The 20,183-nt window shown below is 41.2% G+C and carries 17 protein-coding genes; 5 read left to right on the forward strand and 12 right to left on the reverse strand.

Annotation, left to right across the window (positions count from 1 at the left end):
- Positions 1-102: 102 nt before the first annotated feature.
- On the reverse strand, positions 103-1,797 hold the full coding sequence (locus QR40_RS11880) for an ABC transporter substrate-binding protein (RefSeq protein ID WP_044295146.1): 1,695 nt from the start codon (positions 1,795-1,797) through the stop codon (positions 103-105).
- Between the two features lie 188 nt (positions 1,798-1,985).
- Positions 1,986-2,996: a LacI family DNA-binding transcriptional regulator gene (locus QR40_RS11885; RefSeq protein WP_027292790.1), complete on the reverse strand. Its 1,011-nt coding sequence runs from the start codon at positions 2,994-2,996 to the stop codon at positions 1,986-1,988.
- A gap of 347 nt (positions 2,997-3,343) precedes the next feature.
- Here QR40_RS11885 and QR40_RS11890 point away from each other — a divergent pair, with 347 nt between their 5' ends.
- Entirely contained in the window at positions 3,344-4,594 is a 1,251-nt protein-coding gene (locus QR40_RS11890; protein ID WP_044295147.1) for a family 43 glycosylhydrolase, read from the forward strand.
- Positions 4,595-4,724: 130 nt separating this feature from the next.
- Here QR40_RS11890 and QR40_RS11895 read toward each other — a convergent pair whose 3' ends face one another.
- The 4 genes from QR40_RS11895 to QR40_RS11910 all read right to left on the reverse strand — a co-directional run bounded on the left by QR40_RS11895 (position 4,725) and on the right by QR40_RS11910 (position 9,337).
- Positions 4,725-5,507, reverse strand: a complete 783-nt coding sequence (locus tag QR40_RS11895; protein WP_200889749.1) for an HpcH/HpaI aldolase family protein — start codon at positions 5,505-5,507, stop codon at positions 4,725-4,727.
- A gap of 15 nt (positions 5,508-5,522) precedes the next feature.
- The gene (dgoD, locus tag QR40_RS11900) at positions 5,523-6,698 is read right to left on the reverse strand and encodes a galactonate dehydratase (protein ID WP_330373729.1); all 1,176 of its coding nucleotides are present in this window, start codon (positions 6,696-6,698) and stop codon (positions 5,523-5,525) included.
- A 65-nt stretch (positions 6,699-6,763) separates the two neighbouring features.
- Positions 6,764-7,828, reverse strand: coding sequence for a uroporphyrinogen decarboxylase family protein (locus QR40_RS11905; protein WP_044295148.1), 1,065 nt, complete (start codon positions 7,826-7,828; stop codon positions 6,764-6,766).
- Positions 7,829-7,987: 159 nt separating this feature from the next.
- Entirely contained in the window at positions 7,988-9,337 is a 1,350-nt protein-coding gene (locus QR40_RS11910; protein ID WP_242849048.1) for a GntP family permease, read from the reverse strand.
- Positions 9,338-9,716: 379 nt separating this feature from the next.
- Between QR40_RS11910 and QR40_RS11915 the strand changes: the two genes are divergently transcribed.
- The gene (locus tag QR40_RS11915; protein ID WP_027292785.1) at positions 9,717-10,427 is read left to right on the forward strand and encodes a FadR/GntR family transcriptional regulator; all 711 of its coding nucleotides are present in this window, start codon (positions 9,717-9,719) and stop codon (positions 10,425-10,427) included.
- Between the two features lie 100 nt (positions 10,428-10,527).
- Here the strand turns inward: QR40_RS11915 and QR40_RS11920 are convergent, their stop codons facing one another.
- Positions 10,528-12,036, reverse strand: a complete 1,509-nt coding sequence (locus tag QR40_RS11920) for a serine hydrolase domain-containing protein (protein WP_242858502.1) — start codon at positions 12,034-12,036, stop codon at positions 10,528-10,530.
- 11 nt (positions 12,037-12,047) lie between these two features.
- On the reverse strand, positions 12,048-12,962 hold the full coding sequence (locus tag QR40_RS11925; protein WP_044295152.1) for a helix-turn-helix transcriptional regulator: 915 nt from the start codon (positions 12,960-12,962) through the stop codon (positions 12,048-12,050).
- A gap of 204 nt (positions 12,963-13,166) precedes the next feature.
- Here QR40_RS11925 and QR40_RS11930 point away from each other — a divergent pair, with 204 nt between their 5' ends.
- Positions 13,167-13,472 (forward strand): hypothetical protein, encoded by a 306-nt coding sequence (locus QR40_RS11930; RefSeq protein ID WP_027292782.1) that lies wholly within the window; start codon positions 13,167-13,169, stop codon positions 13,470-13,472.
- An 88-nt stretch (positions 13,473-13,560) separates the two neighbouring features.
- Here QR40_RS11930 and QR40_RS11935 read toward each other — a convergent pair whose 3' ends face one another.
- The 4 genes from QR40_RS11935 to QR40_RS11950 all read right to left on the reverse strand — a co-directional run bounded on the left by QR40_RS11935 (position 13,561) and on the right by QR40_RS11950 (position 17,701).
- A complete protein-coding gene (locus QR40_RS11935; RefSeq protein WP_052430811.1) occupies positions 13,561-14,250 on the reverse strand; it encodes a family 4 glycosyl hydrolase in 690 nt (229 codons plus the stop codon).
- Between the two features lie 11 nt (positions 14,251-14,261).
- Entirely contained in the window at positions 14,262-15,284 is a 1,023-nt protein-coding gene (locus QR40_RS11940) for a uroporphyrinogen decarboxylase family protein (RefSeq protein WP_044295156.1), read from the reverse strand.
- The gene (locus QR40_RS11945; protein WP_044295157.1) at positions 15,256-16,398 is read right to left on the reverse strand and encodes a PfkB family carbohydrate kinase; all 1,143 of its coding nucleotides are present in this window, start codon (positions 16,396-16,398) and stop codon (positions 15,256-15,258) included. The genes QR40_RS11940 and QR40_RS11945 overlap by 29 nt, the downstream gene beginning before the upstream one ends.
- A 145-nt stretch (positions 16,399-16,543) precedes the next feature.
- Entirely contained in the window at positions 16,544-17,701 is a 1,158-nt protein-coding gene (locus tag QR40_RS11950) for an ROK family transcriptional regulator (protein ID WP_027292775.1), read from the reverse strand.
- A gap of 178 nt (positions 17,702-17,879) precedes the next feature.
- Between QR40_RS11950 and QR40_RS11955 the strand changes: the two genes are divergently transcribed.
- Complete coding sequence (locus QR40_RS11955; RefSeq protein WP_027292774.1) at positions 17,880-19,277, forward strand: trimethylamine methyltransferase family protein; 1,398 nt, start codon at positions 17,880-17,882, stop codon at positions 19,275-19,277.
- Positions 19,274-20,017, forward strand: a complete 744-nt coding sequence (locus QR40_RS11960; RefSeq protein WP_044295158.1) for a 6-phosphogluconolactonase — start codon at positions 19,274-19,276, stop codon at positions 20,015-20,017. The genes QR40_RS11955 and QR40_RS11960 overlap by 4 nt, the downstream gene beginning before the upstream one ends.
- The last annotated feature ends 166 nt before the right edge of the window (positions 20,018-20,183 follow it).

Consider the following 20,183-nt stretch of genomic DNA (forward strand, 5'->3'; position numbering starts at 1 on the left):
CATTTTCACACCACTTATATTTGCAGTATTGCAACATGGCTGCAATGTGCAATTGGAAAAGGGTGAAGGCAATTCCTTACCATCACCCTTTCCTGCTTTCCTTTATTTTGCAGTATCTGCTGTCGTAGGATCTAAGTCATAACCGGCTCTGTCTACTACATCTTTGTAGTAATTCCGGTATATAGGATCCATCTGTTCCAGGAAGCTGTCTACATCGAGACTTCCTTCTGAGAACTGAAGAATTAAATCATTGTATTTTGGCTTGTCAGCCTGTGTTACCATGTCCTGCCCGGTTACCCACTGAGCGCCGCGGCTGACACCGGTAGCAATAAAACCTTCTAATTTAGATGTTAATTCCGGACTTAATTCCACACCTTTTACAACGCATGGTCCCTGTACATAGTTTCCATTGGCAAGAGTTTCTTCAAAACATAATTTTGCCTGATCCGGTGAATACCAGAATTTGTAGAAATCTTTAACACGTGCCATATGGTCATCATCTTTGTTAGGAACAATACTGATAGCATTTCCAAGGCTGTAAAGGCCTCTGATTGTCTGGCTGAAGCCCTCCGGAGCTTTTTCAAATGATGGCAGCTGGAAAGTTGCCCATTCAAACTGCATATCTTCCGGCAATTGGTTTACGTCACTTAAAATCAGCCCTGCATTCCAGCTTCCATTAAATAAGATTGGGGAAACCTGTGATTCAAAGTCTGTAATAATCTGAGAACCATCTGCTGCAATCCAGTTTGTCGGGAAATACTGCGCCAGTTTCTGGAATTCACTCCAGACTTTCTTGTTGCCTTCTGTGTTAATGCCGTTTTCTGTTGCATATTTTGCCTGTCTCTCTGCACTGCCTACTACGTTTGCATCGCAGTCAAGATTATTTTCATCAAATTTGAAATCTATATTCGCTTTCATAAGATTTTCATCCCAGATTGCATCACCAGGCTGAACTAAAAACTCATTTTCTGTAGTGCGGTAATATGAATCAGCCATTGAATTGATCAGCCATCCGCTTTCATTTCCTGCTGTAATCGGAACATCATAACCTGCATCTTTTAATTTTCCGCAGATTTCAATCAGATTCTCATAACTTGTAGGCACGGATAATCCCAGTTTGTCAAAGATTGTCTTATTGTAATAAAATGCAACACCGATTTTATCAAACGGAAGATATGTCAGATGTCTGCCACCGGATGAATTAATGGAAATCAAGAAATCATCTTCATCAAAAGCTTCTCTTACTTTTTTGCCGTCATTGTAAGGATTTACTTCGTCCAGCATATCTGTCATATCGATCAGATACCCCTTATCCACTGCAATATCAGCACTATTATTTGCAACTGCAGCAGCCAGGAAGTTACCATGTACAATATCCGGTGCATTTTCTCTGTCATCGCTCATTGCCGTCATCATCTTTGTTATGTATGAATCATTGTCAGATATAACATCCACAACTACTTTCGTTTCCGGATGAAGCTTCATGTATTCTTCTGCAAGCTTCTTCTCGCCGGCAGTATAGAAATTATTAATAACCGCTAAGGTAATCGTATCTTCTTTTGAGGTATCCCAGCCAGCATCGGATGCGTCAGATGCGCTTCCATTCGTTGTTCCCTCGCTGCCATTCTCTGTATCCTTTTTATCAGAAGCTGCGGATTCACTTCCTGCCGCGGATTCTTTTGACGTTTCTTTCTGTGTATCCCCTGCTCCTCCGTTTGCGCTGCAGCCGGTTAAAAAGCTTGAAAAAATCATTGTTGCTGCCAAAAGGCATGCTACCATTTTATTTCTCTTTTTCATATGACTTCGCTCCTTTAATTGTTGATTTTTTAATATTGTTATAATTTTATATGGAATGCATTGCGTGTTTTTCGTATCTATGTTATAATTTATCCACTGTTTTCCTTTAGGCTATCGTTCCACCGGTTCCTATCAGAGGGAAGCAGTTTTTTTACCTCCTTTCACCGATCTTACACACGCATTATATATCATCTGCATTTTGCAGTTGACATTCTCTTAATAAGGCTTAGCTTGTTTTCAAAATATCCTGTATTCCCTTTTGAAATATTCGAATACAGTAATTCAAAAGCTTTTTCACCAAATTTCACTTTATCCAGATTCATTGTTGTTAAAGAGGGTTCCCAGTATTCTCCATAAGTAATCCCATCAAATCCCATAACTGACACATCTTCCGGAACCCGGTACCCTTTTTCCTTAAATGCTTTAATTGCACCAAGGGACATCAGATCATTGACACAGATCACAGCTGTAAATTTCCTGCCGGATTTCATCAATTCATTAGCGTAATAATAACCGTCCGTCATGTCCGTGGAATATGGATACTTTCCATCAAACAATAAATCTTCCCCGCAGGGGAGTCCCAAACGTTCCACCATCTGACGGTAACCGATACTTCTTAAATCATAGGGAAGATTTCTTCCAAGTCCGCTCAAATAAGCAATATCCCTGTGTCCCAGGCTGTACAGATATTCCATTGCCTCATGCATCGCAGCCATATGGTCATTTTCTATAGAAGAAACTTTCCTGAAATCTGCTCCTACGTTGCCGCTGACCAATACTTTAATCCCATTGTCAACCAAATGGTACAGCTTATCCATATTGAACTTATAAGGTATTGCCGTTACAAATACCCCATCCAGCCTTCTTGTAATAAAGTTGTCAAAATATTCATCCAGTTTATTAAAACCGGTACAAATATTTACAAAGTAATTTTTTTCATTCGCCGCACTTTCGAACCCCCTGACAATATCTCCAAAAAATGGATTTGATATATTCTCTAATACAATTCCTATCTGCATTGTCTTTTTTGTGGACATGCTTCTCGCTATCATATCCGGCCTGTAATCCAGTGCCTTAACCGCTTCGAGTACTTTCTTAACGGTTTCGTCTTTTACCTTTTCCGGATTACTTAAAGCATTTGATACCGTAGCTGTTGAAACTCCTGCCAGCTTTGCCACATCTGATCTGGTTGCTTTCATACACTCATCTCCTATTTACTCGGGTAAATTATTTTTTTAAATAAATGGAATGATAAAATCATTCCCTGTTGGTATTTTTGTATATTATGTATTGTTATTTTCAAATTCTATGTGAAATATTATCGAATTTGATCTTTTTGTATAAGTAGATATTATCAGAGTAATGCGTTTTTGTCAATACATAATTGCTAAATAATTTACCCGAGTATATTTTAAATCTTCATCCCTTTTTTTCACACTTATTTCTATAAACAGATCATTGACATCTGCCAATTTTATATGTTATTGTGAAGATACTATTTTTTCGCTATTCGTGTAGCGGATATAAAAAGAAAGGAATTGATTTTATGAATCCTATACTCCCTCTAACACATTTTGTACCCGACGGGGAAGCGCGCCTTATGCCGGACGGCCGCATGTATCTCTATGGTTCTTATGACATCAGCGGCGAAACTACATACTGCAGCGATGTGCTGCACGTATTTTCAACGAATGATCTCCTCCACTGGACAGACCACGGCATCTGTCTGCAAAGCAGCGATATCCCCTGGGCAAAAGAAGGCTCCCTGATGTATGCCCCGGACTGTATCTGTAAAGACGGAAAGTATTATCTTTATTTTTGTATGACCAACGCTTATGAAGGCGTGGCTGTGTCTGATACTCCCTGCGGACCGTTTACAAATCCCGTACCGATTCCTTATGCAGACGGTTCCGGCATCGATCCTTCCGTTTTTATCGATGATGATGGCAGCGCTTACTACTATTGGGGACAGTTCCAGCTGTCAGGCGCCAGGCTGAACCCAGACATGAGGTCTTTGGATCTGTCTTCTTTAAATACCTGCCTGATTGATGAAAAACGGCATGGTTTTCATGAAGGCGCCAGTATGCGCAAGCGGAACGGGCTTTATTACCTGGTGTATACCGATACCGCCAGAGGCCGTGCAACCTGTATGTCATATGCCGTTTCCCGCTCTCCCCTGGGCCCTTTTCAAAAAGGAGGCGTGATTATCGACAATATTTACTGCGATCCCCAAACCTGGAATAATCACGGATGTATTGCAGAATTCCAAGATCAATGGTATGTGTTCTACCACCGTTCATCCCAGAACTCTAAATTCAACCGTAGAATGTGTATCGAAAAGATTTATTTTGATGAAAACGGCAGAATCCCGGAAGTCCCCATGACTTCACAAGGTGCATCTATTCCGCTAAAAGCGAAAGGAACTTATCCTGCTTCCCTTGCCTGCCAGATAAGAAATGGCCCATACCTGTGCCCTGACGGTAACGGCAGCGGCGAAATCCTAACTCATATCTGCAATGGTTCCTGGGCTGCTTACCGCTATTTTTCATTTGAAACACCCCATTCCTTTACTATTACTGCTGCTGCCCGCATAAACGGGGGAACCGTTGAAATATGGGCGGATGATGAGCTCATTGGCTCCTGTCTTGTACAGCCAACAGGGAGATGGGATGCATGGCAGTCCTTCTCCTGCAATTTAATTCCGGTAACAGGAGTCAAAACCCTTTATCTTACATTCCGTGGAAATGATTTAGACAGAAGGTTAATGGAAATAAAAGAATTTGCATTTCGCGCATAATAGAACACAACAAAGTGTACCTTTTTGTTTTAAGATTCCAACTAATTTCAATATATCAGCTGAAGTTCTTAACACAAAAAGGTACTTCTCCATCTACCGGCAAAATATAACTATAAAAACGCGGTAATGCTCAAATCTTCGCCGCCTTAAAATCTCCTACCAGATCTTTACATGCATCCATAAAAATGCCCACATCCACAGAATAAGAAATATACTTTACTCCCTGGGCAATCCATCTGTTCATACCGTTTCTCGTATCTACGAACGTGCCGATCTGAATATTTTTGCGCTTACCCATATCCACAATGGTATTCATATATTCCAATACCCTGGGATGGTCTATCTGCCCCGGAACCCCCAGTGATTGGGAAAGGTCGTAAGGGCCAATAAAAATAATATCGATTCCTTCCACTTCCATGATCTCTTCCAGATTCCGGATTGCTTCTACACCTTCAATCTGAAGAGTAACCAGGATTTCATTTGATGTTTCAAAATATTCTTCCCTGGGCATGGCTGAATAATGTGCGGCTCTCACAAATCTGCAAACCCCCCTTTGACCCTTGGGATAAAATCTTGCTAATTCAATAGCTTTTTTCGCCTGGAAGGCATTGCTGATCTGGGGAATCTGAACTGCGCCGGCACCAAGATCCAGTGCCTTGCCGATTGCCTGCTCGGATACCTCAGGCACTCTTACTACCGGCAGAATCCCGGTTACATTACACGCCCGGATTAAATCAGCAAGATTTGAACTTGACGCCGGACCATGTTCCATATCCAGAATGCAAAAATCAAATCCGCTGTATCCCAATATTTCAATGAAGGAAGGATCAAGGGTTTTGCAAAACGGTCCGAGCACCGGTCCATTTGCAATTTTATCTTTAAAGTCCTTAATAACTCTGGAGCACATTTCCATCAAAACACATCCTTTCTACCATTCCGCCACGGTTCCATCGCTGTTTCGCCATACCGGGTTCTTCCAGTCATGACCGGTTTCTGCCATTTTTTCTACGTAGGTTTCGTTAATTTCAATTCCAAGCCCCGGTTTAGATGGAATCTGAACCACTCCATTCCGGTACTCAAATACCTTCGGATCAGCCAGATAATCCAACAGATCACTGCCCTGATTATAATGTATTCCAAGGCTCTGTTCCTGAATAAAAGCGTTGGGCGTGCAGGCATCCATCTGCAGACAGGATGCCAGCGCAATGGGTCCCAGGGGACAGTGGGGTGCAACCGCTACATCATAGGCTTCCGCCATGGCTGATATCTTCCGGCATTCCAGAATACCTCCGGCATGGGACAAATCCGGCTGTATGATATCTACAACCCCCTGTTCAAAGATCTTCTTGAAATCCCATCTGGTAAACAAACGTTCACCGGTGGCTATTGGGGATGCCGTGTATTTAGCAATTTCCCGCAGCGCTTCATAATTTTCGCACAGAACCGGTTCTTCAATGAACATCAGATGAAACTGATTCAGTTCCTGGACCAACATTTTCGCCATACTTTTATGTACCCTGCCGTGAAAGTCCACAGCAATGCCAAAATATTTCCCGCACTTCTCACGGATAGCCGCCACACGCTCACACACTGCATCTACCTTGGCGAAACTGTCGATATATGCCACTTCCTCCGTTGCATTCATTTTAATTGATTTAAAGCCCAGATCTTGCTGCCTTTTTGCCTCCATTCCTACATCAGACGGGCGATCGCCTCCAATCCAGCAGTACACATCAACATGATCCCGGCATATGCCACCTAAAAATTCATAGACGGGCATATTGTAATATTTTCCTTTTATATCCCACAAAGCCTGTTCGATTCCGGAAATTGCACTGGATAAAATGGGACCGCCTCTATAAAATCCACCGCGGTAAAGCACCTGCCAGATATCTTCTATTCTCCTTGGGTCACTGCCAATTAAATAGGTTTTCATTTCTTCCACGCAGGCCTTTACAGACTCCGCCCTGCCCTCAATTACCGGCTCCCCCCATCCGCAGATTCCCTCATCCGTTTCAACCTTTAGAAAAAGCCATCTGGGCTGTACCTTATATAGTTTGATATTTGTAATCTTCATTTGCTGTATCCTTTCTTTGTAGTTCATATGATTTAGTCATTTTCTTTTCCGGGTGCCCATTCATTGGTATACGAAAAGCCGGGAGCTATATTTTAATAACGGTAATTATGGGCTTCCTGTACCATCCGCTTCAGGTTTTCCTTAGGGGTATTGATCGCCGCTTCGCAGCCTGTTCCCAGGATAAATCCTCCTCCGGCAGTTCCCACGTCCAGACATCTTCTGCAGAGTTCTTTTACTTTTTCTTCATCATCCTGCAGAAGCTCTACCGGGTTTACATTTCCCATCAGTATGATCCGATCCCCGATTTTCTGTTTGCATTCCAGAAGGTCCACTTTATAATCCACCTCATAAATATCGGCACCTGTTGATGCATAATCATCCAGAACTGCCGTATTATTTCCGCAGATGTGAAGCAGTCCGAATGCATTATGCTGCTCAAACTGCGGCTTCATCCTGGTAAAAAATTTGTTCAGATACGGATAGATATATGTCCGGAAGATTTGCGGCGAAACCACATCCAGAGATGCCAGGGAATCTCCAAGATGAATAATATTGGCGCCCGCTTCCAGCTCTGCCGTAGTGAAACGGATCAAGGTTTCCGTACAGGTTTCCATTAATTCATGAAAGCATTTTTCCATTTCTTTTGCATCTTCATCTTCGTCTGCATATTGCATTTCAGCCATGTCCAGAAGCAGCTCCTGTATGCCGTATATGTGGGAAACCAGAGAAAACATTCCCGTTCCGGTTCCCCTAATCGCAACTTTGCCTCCTAGTTTGGATTTTAGATAAGCAATTGCCTCCAGATAAACAGTCATTCTGCCATCCCGATATGGATCCGGTACTTTAATCTTTCCCCCCTCTAAAAGGGAACTTATCCCATGCTTTGTTACAATGGGAAGGTCATCGCCTTCCTTTCTAGTCTCCACCCCCATACCTTCGGAGATGTAATAACCGTCTGAGTGGGCGAAAATAATATCATAGCCATATTCCTCCCAGGCTTTGTACAAAACCTCGCCCATTACCTTTCCGTCCGTATAGTATTTACTCAGCGGCACTTTACAAATCTTCGCTGCGTGATTTCCCAGGAAGGGTCCTACCGGAACCACGTCCGGTTTTTCGTGTTTACATACCGCCATTACTCGTTCATAAGAATTCATATATTCCTCCGATCTTTTCCACAATTCATTACAGGTTATTATTTTCCTTAAACTTCATAGCCTTTTTCCATCAATTCACTGTTAGATCTGCATTTATAACGGAATATTATTTTCTGAAACCATCCGCTTTTATTCTGCCCGCACCATATAACTAATTTACTATTTTATAAATATGGATAGGATCATTACAATGATAATTCCTGTAATACCAATAATGGTAGCCATTGCTGACCATGTCTTCAATGTTTCTTTTTCATTAGTGCCGGAATATTTGCTGATCAGCCAGAATCCGCTGTCATTAAAATGCACAAAGTTGATTGCTCCACATCCAATTGCCATTACAATCAGAGTGGGATTTGTGCCTGTTGCAACAATGACTGGCGCCATTATTCCCGCTGCCGTAGTCATGGAAACCGTTGCAGATCCAACCGAAATTCTCATTATAGTAGCTATTAAATATGCCATAAAAATGGGGCTGATACTTGCCTGTGACATCATATCTGCCAGGCTTGTTCCTATTCCGCTGTCAATCAATACCTGTTTGAATACACCTCCCGCTCCGGTTACCGCAAGAATAATACCTGCCGGACCAAGTGCTTTGGAACATACTTCTTCAATAACTGATTTGGAAATTCCCCTCTGGAGTCCCAAAGTTAAAAATGAAAACAGAACAGATATCAACAGCGCTATTTCCGGTGCACCGATAAAGTTCAACACAACTCTTAATGAATTTTCTTCCGGTAAAACCAGATCACAGACCGTTCTGATTACGATTAATATTAATGGAAGGGAAATATTCAATACCACAATACCAAACGATGGAAGTTTCCGCTCGTCTTCCACTGCTACTTCCGGAACTTCAGGTGGATTTACATTAATTCGTTTCGCAATAAATTTTGAATAGAAAATTCCGCCGCAGATTGCTGCCGGTATTCCAACTACAAATCCCATCATAATAACGCTTCCAAGATCCGCACCTACGATATTTGCAACCGTTACAGGTCCCGGTGTGGGCGGGATCAAAGTATGGCCTACTGCCAGTCCTGCAAGCAGCGGCAGCGAGAAGAACAACACCGACTTCTTCGTCTGCTTTGCCAGAGAATAAACCACCGGAATCAAAATGATAAACGCCACATCCAGAAAAACCGGTGTTCCTACAATTATACCAACCGCAACCAGCGCCAATGGCGCCTTGTTAATTCCAAAGGTCTTAATCAGAGTATTCGCCATTACCTTAGCTCCGCCGGATACCTCCAGCATTGCACCTAACATTGCCCCCAATGCAACAATAATCGTAATTCCGCCCAGCGTGCTTCCCATCCCCCCGGTAATGGAAGCCAGCGTATCTCCCGGAGTCATTCCGGCTGCAAATGCACTCAGTACACTCACGATCAATAAACTTACAAATGCATTTACCTTAAACTTCATAACCAATACAATTAAAATAATTACTGCTGCCGCAACTATCCCCAGCATATATACGGGATTCTGTAACAAATTCTCAAACATACTTCTCCTCCATTCTTTTGTAAAACCCTTTTTCTTTTTTTATCAGGAATATTATAACACCATATATTGTAGTTGCGCTTCCCTCCTTTCATATACGTCATGTCATCAGACGTCTGATGTATTTACTATATAATATCAACAATGAAATGATTTGTCAATGGGCTTTTTTATATATTTTGACTATTTAAAATATATATATAGTATTTCGTATGGGAGTTTGTGCATCATGATGTTCTTTCATTCTAAAACTCCAAATTATCTAATTGTTGAATCAAAAAAAACATGATACAATAAATGCAATTGAACTTAACCTTTGCTTATCAATTCCTAATTTAACAATAATATATAATCTAATGAAATCAGTTTGGAGAAGCTACTTATGTATGAATTTGAAAATATAGCCGATAAACCATTGGCAGAAAAAGTTTCCGATGCAATTATTGAATTAATTATAACGAATAAGATCAAATCAGGTGAAAAGCTGCCCAACGAATTCCAGTTGGCGGAAAGTTTAAAGGTAGGCCGCAGTACAATCCGGGAAGCGGTCAAAATCCTGGTATCCAGAAACATTGTGGAAATACGGCGCGGTTCCGGAACATTTGTCTGCCAGGAACCCGGTGTTGTAGATGATCCGCTTGGCTTTACGTTTGTAAAAGACAAAAAACAACTGGCAATGGATCTGATCTCCGTAAGAATGCTGATAGAACCACAGATGTCGGCGCTTGCCGCCCGCAATGCTGACGAATCTGATCTGCGAGAAATAAGTGACCTTTGTTTAAAAATAGAACAATTAATCAAAAACAACAAAGATCATACCGAAACGGATATTGCTTTTCATGCCAGCATCGCACGTGCCAGCAGAAATATTGTGCTGCAGAGCATTATCCCAATCATCGACCGCAGCGGTATTGATTTTATAACGACCCTTACCCGGCGTATTTTAAAAGATGAGACGATCAAAACCCACAGAAAAATCGTAGACGCCATCCTTAACCATGACGAGCAGGCGGCTTCGAAAGCTATGGTGGAGCATTTGAGCACGAATTTGCATTATATGCAGTTAGAGATAAAAGACAATCACAACATCTAAAAAACACTATGGAATAGTACAGATTCGTCTGCAGCTATCCCATAGTGTTTTTAAATGAAAAGATTCTAAATTGAAATACTTCCTCATGGTGGCTATATACTTATTTTCCCGGCGTGGCATGGTAGCGGTGCATGTACACAAACCATGCAATACTTGCGCTCAATAAAGCTGATGAAATCAAAGCGGTAAGGACGCTATAAGTTTGCCAGACAAGTATCGTTGACCATTCGAGTACCAGACATATCATACACAGGACAATCGCTATGGTCAGCAAAACAGCTATTACGAGGATTGTCTTTTTTATCATAGGCTGACGCTCATTCGATTTCTTTCTTCGCAATCCCAAGAGGAAGAACAGAGCCGCTAATATGATAAAAGTAATTGTGACCGCGGACAAAACAATGTCCATAAACTGTGTTCCGCCGATTTCATAAAACTGCGTTAGATTGCCGTCCAATATATCTTTAACTTTAAGCACCAGGCTGATATTGGTATTTACACCATTGGTCAGCAAGCAAATGGCTGTCCGTTCGTCTGGCAGGATGGCTGCTTCCGTTGTGAAGTTGGGATTAACCCCCTGGTGCTCTATAATTGATTGTTCGGCATTTACCGACCAGCCCGCTGCATAATACATACCGTCGACAGCGGGAACAGACCGGTCACCCTGATGTGATTTTTCGATAATCCTGTGGAATATTGCGGGTATATCCTGCACAATTCCCATCTGTATGTCCATCCAGCGAGACATATCTTTCGTACAGGAAATGATGTAGCCGGCGGGTTTATTCCCGGCATAATCCGGCGCATTATATGGAAAAGTCATAAAAAAGGAGGAACGGTAGCCCTGTGCCAGCTGTCCGGTGGCCCTGGCATCCTCCTGATACATATACGTCTGGTTAAGACCTAACGGCTTCAATACCTTTTCCTTCATAAAGTCTTCATAGCGTTGTCCCGACACCGTCTCAATCACTAAACCCAATATATCATAATTCACAGTGCCATAATCATACTGATTGCCTGGTGGAAACGCCAATTCAGCATCTGCAAGCTTTTCCACCGTCCTTCGCAGCATATCCGGCGTATTGCCCTGGGGGATAAGCTGTGTGTGCCTGATATTAACCAGGCCGCTGGTATGGTGAAGAAAGTGATTGAGTGTAAGGCTCTCCATATCAACAGTCCTTCCTTCATACTTTAACGTAAACCAAGGTAAATATTTTTGGACAGGGTCCGACATTGACAGCAACCCTTGTTCTTCCAGCAGCAGAATACCCATACCTGTGAAAGCCTTACTGACCGATGCCAGCTCATATAGTGTATTTTCGCTCGCAGACACTTTATTTTCACGGTCTGCATACCCGGAAGAAAAGTAGGACACTTCATCATCCGCCCGTATTGATAGTGACATTCCCGGCACACCTGATATACGGCAGGCATCATCCAGCAACGCTTGTATTTCCGCAGACTGTGCGTCTGGCGCTGCATAACCCAGTGTTGTAAAACCAGAAAATAAGATTAGTATTGTTAATATAAGAACAATTGCCTTTTTCATATACTCTCCCGTTGGGTAAAATACCGTTAATAATGGTATCACCTTTTCACTTAGTGTCAACTTGCCCCAATTCAATCATATAGTCCTGCTATCTCCAGAGCCTTTTCTTTGATCATAGTCCGGGCTTCTTCCGGCTCAATGACTTCAACGTATTTCCCATACGACAGCAAGCGGTCAAATAACCAATTATCCAATTCGTTCTGAACCGTTATCATATAGCTGCCATCTGTACATGCTAAAACTTCGTTTTCTGGAACTAGAAAATCATCATATACCCTCCCGACTATTTCCGAGTAACACTTTAATTTTATAGCAGGTATATTGATTTTCTCTTTATAACTATATGCAAATAAATAGTCCGTAGGCAGTTCACGTTCAAAGACTTCTGGTGTTACATGGATATGTTTCATTCTTGACAGACGAAAAATGCGTATATCCCGTTTGCCCTGGCAGAATCCCACAATATACCATGCGTGTGATTTAAACACTAACCGCAACGGCTCCACAGCCCTCTTTGATTTTTGTATTTCATTATTAATATATTCAAATGTTATCATGTGCTTGTTGATGATGGCATGCTGCAATTCTGATATACCCACTTTTTGCTTTTCATCACTACCCCAAAATGAAAAATCGACTTCCAACCATTCTGGTTCTAAAACATTTCTAAAAATAGAGCCAATTTTGCTGAGCGCCATTTCGGCATTCGGATATTTGGAAGCCTGTAAAATCTGCAATCCCTGATATATATTCTGTTGTTCTTCTTTAGAGAATAATGATTTGTTAATCGTATATCCATCTATTAACGATATTCCCCCACCCGTTCCCTTGGAAGATGTTACAGGGATTCCCGCAAGGGTCAACGTGTTTATATCGCGGTATATCGTTCTCGTTGATACACTGAAATGGTCAGCTAATTCTTTCGCCGTGACATGCTCCCGATTGACTATATAAAATACCATCTGCACCAAACGCTCAATCTGCATTACTTATCCCCTTTTTTATATTTATAATATCACACTTCCAAATACTTTTGCACCACAACCTATCCCTCTGGGCAAAAATATGACTTTGTAAACTGAATTATATTCTGGTACTTCGAGTAAATTAGTCCCAAGTTTTTTTCTAATGCGACAGCTACATGTCGCATTAGGTGTGATACACTAACGAAAAATGAAAGGAGACAAAATATGATGTCGAATACAGTTTGGTTTATCACTTATAAACTAATAGAAGGAGCGTCTGTATCAGATTACTTGCTTGCGTCAGAAAAAACACATAACGAAATTTTATCTAAGAAGAAAGGATTCATTTCTTGGAAGGTACTTGTCGATGGCGATACCTGGGCTGACTTAGTAACCTGGGAAACTATGGAGGATGCTCAAAACGCTGCGAACGATGAAGATAATACAAATCCGGTTTCGCAAAAGTATTATTCTTTCATAGACTTTAGCAGCCTGAAAAGCCAATTTTATTCTGTTGAAAAAAGCTATTAGTATATTTTTCGAATTGATAGAATGAAAAGACAGGGGGGATTAAAAATAAAGCACCGCATATTAAAATCATTAAATATGCAGTGCTTTACTATGTAACATAGCTTTTCTCTTTTTCCCTTAATTCTTCATACAGATCTTCTCCGCTCTCCCTGTCACGAATGCTAAGAAGCCATTGGAAATGATTCATTCCGGCTGCAGATACTTCAACACTTTCTTTTTTCCTGCCCAGTACTTTACTCACATCTTCCTGCGCCATGAAGATTCCATGGCAAAGACCAATACACTTAATCTTGGTATACTGATTAACCGCCAGTACAATTCGGCTTTCCGGATTGGAAAAATTCAAAAACCATGCATCGGGGCATAACTCCTCCATATCTTTACAGATTTCCATGATAAGGGGAATTGTACGCATTCCAAAAAACAGAGCACCGGGACCTCCATTTTCACCAAGACAATGCTTGATGCCATATTTTAAAGGAACCTGAAAATCTTTTCGCCAAAGCTCGCACCTTTCAATAGCCAGACTGTTTACCACATAGTCTGCCCCCTGCAGCACATCCCTTCTGTTTACCGTCTTTTCAATCTTAAGCTCCATACCTGATGCCTCATTCATTTTCAATGCCAGCTGATACATTCTTTCCAGGTTCTGTTCGTCAATATCCACAAGCGAAAGGGTGCTTTGCGCCAATTCTCTGGTGGTAAAGAGATCCTTGAATGTGGGAATCCCAAACGACATACTGCCTGCTCCAATAAATACAATTTTTGCCTTACTCATAATGATCCTCCTTATTCATATGCTTTTGTTATCATTGCTTTATAATTTTCCCAGGGAATGTAATTGGGAATACTGTTTCCGGACCCCAGTGCATATCCTCCCCTGTTAAAAGTACGTTCCAGCATTTCTTCTGAACGCCTTCCTATTTCATGAGGTGAAGCAACGGATAAAAAATGAACGTCAATTCCCCCCAGAACCGCGATATCCGGATATAAATCTTCGTACGCCTTTTCTACGGGAATAATATTATCTTCATAGGAGTGCCTTCCATCATATCCCATATGCTGGATAATATCCTCTATCACTCCTTGATATTGCCCACAGGAATGCAAAATAGCATATCTGCCTCCGGCATGTGCCATACGTACAATTTCTTGATGCCATGGAAAGAGATATTTTCGATAAACTTCTATAGGCAGCAGCGTCTGTGTGTTAAATCCCCAGTCATCCCCGACCACCACCCCTTTAATATGGGGATTCTCCAGCATTTGGCGGTAATCTTCCACCGTACGCTTACCTACCTGTTCAAAAATATCAGCAGCCAAAGTTTCATCATCATAGAGCATGTAACAGAGATTCTCATAACCTACCAGCTTTATGACACTTTCCAGGGGTCCATCACTGGACCAGGCTAAAAATTCCATTCCCTTTGGCAGATATTCTGCCAGTTTGTCTACATATGTATAGTCATAATCACCCGCTGACGGCCAATTGTACTGGTCAAAAGATTTTCTGTCTGTAATAACCGCACCATCATTTAAAGAAAAAGACTTTTTCTCCAGCTTATTATTTGCGATAAATGCAAATTCCGTGGGCATTATTAACGAATAATCGTAGCCCAGGCTATCATAAGTTTCAATCAGCGCAACATCTTTTTCCAGCTTGTTTTTCCCTGCTAAATGTCTTCCTGAAACTTTTTCGATAATTTCATCGCATACAAATAATTCAAACAGCGTAGGTCTTTGTGGTTTCTTCTTTTCTAAAACCAATTCCAGATTGCGAAAGTCAGGCTCTCTCTTGGGAGGTCTTATCATGACTTCTCACCTCCTTTTTCCATTGACTGATATAAGATTTTAATTCATCCGGGGCTGGACTTTTTCCATTGACTACATAAAAACCGCTGGTAGCATTCGCTGTTGCCAATGCCTGCTCAATATCCATATTCATCATGATTCCATATACCAGACCTGCGTTAAAGTTATCTCCGCCCCCTGTGGAAATCAGAGGTTTGTCAACATATTTATTCGCAATATAATACGGTTCCCCACCTGCAAAAGCATATGCTCCATCCAGTAAGTGCACTACCAGATATTGAATCCCGCAGTAGTTTCTGATCACTTCTCCCATCTTTTCAAAATCTGCTTCCTGTAACTCCTCCGGCATTGTGTTGCAGATGGTTTCCATTTCATTTCTATTCAAACTCATGATTACATCAAAGTAAGATGAAAATTCCCGAACCAATTCCAACATTTCGCCGATATCTTCTTTACTTCTTCTGGAGCAGTCCGAGATATCAATAAAAACCGACTTTTTTTTCTTTTCAGCCACTTTCGGAAGTATATTTTTCAATATCCCTTTCCAGATTAACGTTCCTCCCGCCATCTCGCTCCAGTTCATAAAAGCCAAAACATCTGCTTCTTCTAAATACATTGAGAATTTTTTCTCACCTATACGGCTTATTAGAACCTCATAATCCAATTCGTTGATATCTGAATTTTCAGCCAGCATAACTTTACCGTCCTGAAATTCTAATGCCGTACAGTGTCCCGGGTTTGTAATACTCACTATTTCTACATTGCTGTTTCCATTAGAAAATACCTCCTGCACTTTAGGATATCCGAAAGCGCCTACACATTTGCTGCTTATGCCAAAAGCCGCCAGGGCTTCGGCAAAAATTATGGTGTTTCCTCCAACCTTTTCTGTAATTTTCTGCAATTCAATCGAACAGCTTTTACTCGCCTTGGTCTTTAAATAGCTTCCAAACTCCGAGATGGTTTCAAAATACTTCTTTTGATCATTGATTCCGGAGCGTACAGGTTTTACAAGTAAATCTACATATCCGTCAAAGCCGGCAAAGACTTTCCACTGAAAATGTCCGTTCGTTTGATTTTCCAGATAGGATTCTACACTGTTTAATACTTTTTCCATTTAAGGATTCCTCCTTTCTTTTTCATTAATTAACTAACTTTGTTAATTAATTCCATTTATAGAAAGTTATACTCCTTTTGGAATACAACTTTTTATTATAATACTTCAACCTGTTTTGGTATGTGTTTCCCAATACCAAAATAGATTAATCAGACTCCAATGTTAATAAGTCAATTATTTTTTTCTTTGTGACCATGGATGCAATGCCAATCAGTCCGCTGTCAGATGAAGTTTGAAGGCGGATAGAATTCCCGATTACTGACATCTGATCTACGTGCCTCTTCACTTCAGTTAATAATTCTTCTCCCAGAACTTCTATTACAATACCCCCCAAGACGATATTTCCACAGTCCAAAAGCATGGTTGTATTGTTTATGCATAGCGCAATGGGAAGTGCCACATATTCTATAAGTTTCTTTTTTGTATCGGAATCCAGCCCGCTGCCATTACTAAAATCCACTCCGAACTTTTCTTCCAGTACCCGATAGCTGATTTGGGATTCCAGCCAGCCGGCATTTTTCTTTCTTTCAATATTATCACCAAGGAAACAGATATAGCCAATCTCTCCGCACATATGATGTTTTCCTCTGCGAAGCTGTCCATTTAGAACAATGCCCGCGCCCAGTCCGGTTCCAATAGAAATAAATATCAAGTCTTCCTTTTCACTGTATCCAGCCCTTTGAAACTCTCCCAGTACCTGAGCATTTGCGTCATTTTCTATCATTACAATCGCATCGTATCTATCTTCTAATTTCTTTATTTCATCTCTGATCACAAGGGGTTCATTTACCTGAATCAGCGGCGCCGTTATAATCGTGCATTTATTTTCATCATATGCTACCGGAAGGGCAATTCCTATTCCAAATAGCTGGGATTCCGAAATTCCGGCTTCTTCTAAAAGCTGCATGACAAGTCTATTCAGAATTTCCGGCATGATAAAGGAGAAGTCCGGAGTTATTTCCATACTTTTTTTATATATGATACGCTCTGCTAAATCTACCACGCCCATACTTAAAAAATCACCTTCCAGGAAAAATGCTGCAACATACATTAATCCGGTATTCAACTTCAGCATACGTGGCTTTCTTCCGACAGAAACTTCACTCTGGCTGAAATCTCCCTGTCCCACTTCTATGACAAGCTTTTTTTCTATTAAGAAATTAACAATTTTAATTACTGTAGGGGAGCTGATTCCCGTCAGCTTTGCTAACTCCGCTTTCGAAGTGGTTTCTTTTTCTTTAATAATCTGATATACAATCTGCCGATTCATATCTTTTAAATGAGACGGTACATAATTTTTCATTTCACATCACCTTCATTAACTAACTTTCTTAATTAATTGTATATTATGACTACTATTTTGTCAATACCAAATTTAAATTATAATATTTTCACAAAAACTGTTGACTTTTAATCAAAGAAATCATATAATCCAATTAATTAAGAAAGTTAGTTAATTATTATTAAGGAGGTATTTATTCATGAGAAAAATCATTTCCAGCATCGAGGTTCTGTCTCCCACTGAGATCCAGATGATCCATGACTCTTCAATTCAAATTTTAGAGACCATTGGAATCCATGTTCCCTGTAAAGAAGTACTGGACCTCTGTTCTGAATTGGGCGGGAACGTGGATTATGAAAAAGAGATATTGCGTATTCCAGAAAATGCGATGGTGACAGTATTGGACACGATCAAAAAACGCAACCAACAGTCTTTTGAAACGGAATCATTAAAAAATGATATCCAGGCACATATTTCCACACAGGTATTTTATACAGATTACAATACAAAAACCAGCCGTTATGGAATCAGAAAAGATAATTTAAAGGGGTTTGCCCTGCTTGAGCACCTGGAAAACTTTCCATACTCCAGTCCTGTAGTTGTTCCTTCCGATGTTCCTGATCAGATATCGGATCTGATTAATTATCAGGATATCTATAAATATTCCAGCAAACCAGGCGGAACTTATGTTTTGACTCCTTTGTCTGCCAAATACATACTGGAGTTGAATAAGCTTATGGGTAAAGAAAGCAATTATCTTCTGGAAACGATTACTCCGCTTTCCTTCAAAAAAGACACCCTGGAAATGGCTCTTTTATTTGCCAAAAATGGCGGATCACTTTCCCTGGGTCCAATGGGCATGAGCGCTGCCACTTCCCCTGCATCGATCGCAGGAACTTTGACTCTGGAAAATGCTGAGATAATTGCAAGTATGTTTATTGCTTTCGCGTTAAACGGGCAGATATCTAACTATAGCGCTCCTGTACATTCGATGGACCTCAAAACCACACTTTGCTCTTTCGGCAGTCCAAACCAGGCATTGTTCGGCATTGCGGTTGGACAGATGTCGCGATTCTATGGGGTCACCGGCATGTCTAATGCAGGCCTTACCGATGCTCTCATGCCTGATTTTCAGGCTGGTATTGAAAAGGGCCTTACTGCAGCATTTAATTTTCTTTCCGGAACCCGTTCCATGGGCGCACAGGGCATTGTGGGAGCCGACCAGGGTATCAGTCTCGAACAGCTGGCATTGGATAACGAATGGATTAATTACTACAATTATATCACGAAAGGATTTGAGGTATCGGAAGATAGCATCGGTCTGGATGTAATCCGTGAAGTAGGTATCCGCGGTAATTTCCTGTCCGAAGAACATACTTTAGACTGGATGCATGAAAGTTACCTCCAGCCTGGGATCTTTTTAAGGGATAACTGGACGAACTGGACTGGCGGATCTCAGAAAGAACTGTTGGAACGCGCCCATGATCTGGTTGAAACAGCTACAGATGGATATCTGAACCGGGAGCCTGTAATATCAGAATCTCTCTGTGAAGAAATAGACCGTATTATCGCTGATGCCAGGGAGGAAATTCTATGAATATAGAAATTTTTGACTCCTACGCGGATATGTGCCGCAGAACTGCGAAGGAGATACTGGCAGATCTAAAAGATAATCCCCGGCAATTACTTTGCATCGCTGCCGGGCATACTTCCCTTGGATTATTCCGGGAATTGGTTCAGGCATATAAAGAAGGCAGGGCTGACTTTTCAAAAGCATCCTTTGTAGCAATGGATGAATGGCTGTATATGTCGCCGGACACCAAAGACAGCTGCGGCTGCTTTCTTATGGAGCATTTTTTAAATCATGTAAATTACCATCCACAAAATGTACGCTTATGGGATGCATCAAAAAAGGATATGGCTACTGAATGCAACGAAATCGAAACTTTTATCAAAGATCATTCCTGTAACCGCTGCATTGACTTTTTGATCCTGGGTGCCGGCATGAATGGACATCTGGCGCTCAATGAACCGGGATCAGATTTATACGGAAGGGCACATGTCTCATCTCTGGATCCCATTACCCAGAAAGTTGGACAGAAATATTTTGAAGGTGATGCAGTTTTGCAAGGAGGTGCCACTTTGGGCATACAAAATTTCCGGGAAGCGAAACGCTGTATCCTTATGATTAATGATTCTCACAAAGCCGGCATCCTGTATCAGATAATGCAGGCAAACCAAAGTGATCCCGCTATTCCCGCTACTGCCATTCTGGAATTTGATAATGCTTCCCTGTACTGCGACCGGACTGCTGCTTCTAAATGGACAGCGCATTAATTATATGATCATGAACGAAAAACAGGGAAGCCAGACTGATTTCTCAGCGTCTTCCCTGTTTTCATTATTTTAGGAGTTATCTTTGTCTGACATGTGCTTCTTCAGCCATACGATTTTATCTTTGTCTGGCATGTACTTCTTCAGCCATACGATTTTATCTTTGTCT

This window comes from Robinsoniella peoriensis, assembly GCF_000797495.1.
Lineage (GTDB): Bacteria > Bacillota > Clostridia > Lachnospirales > Lachnospiraceae > Robinsoniella > Robinsoniella peoriensis.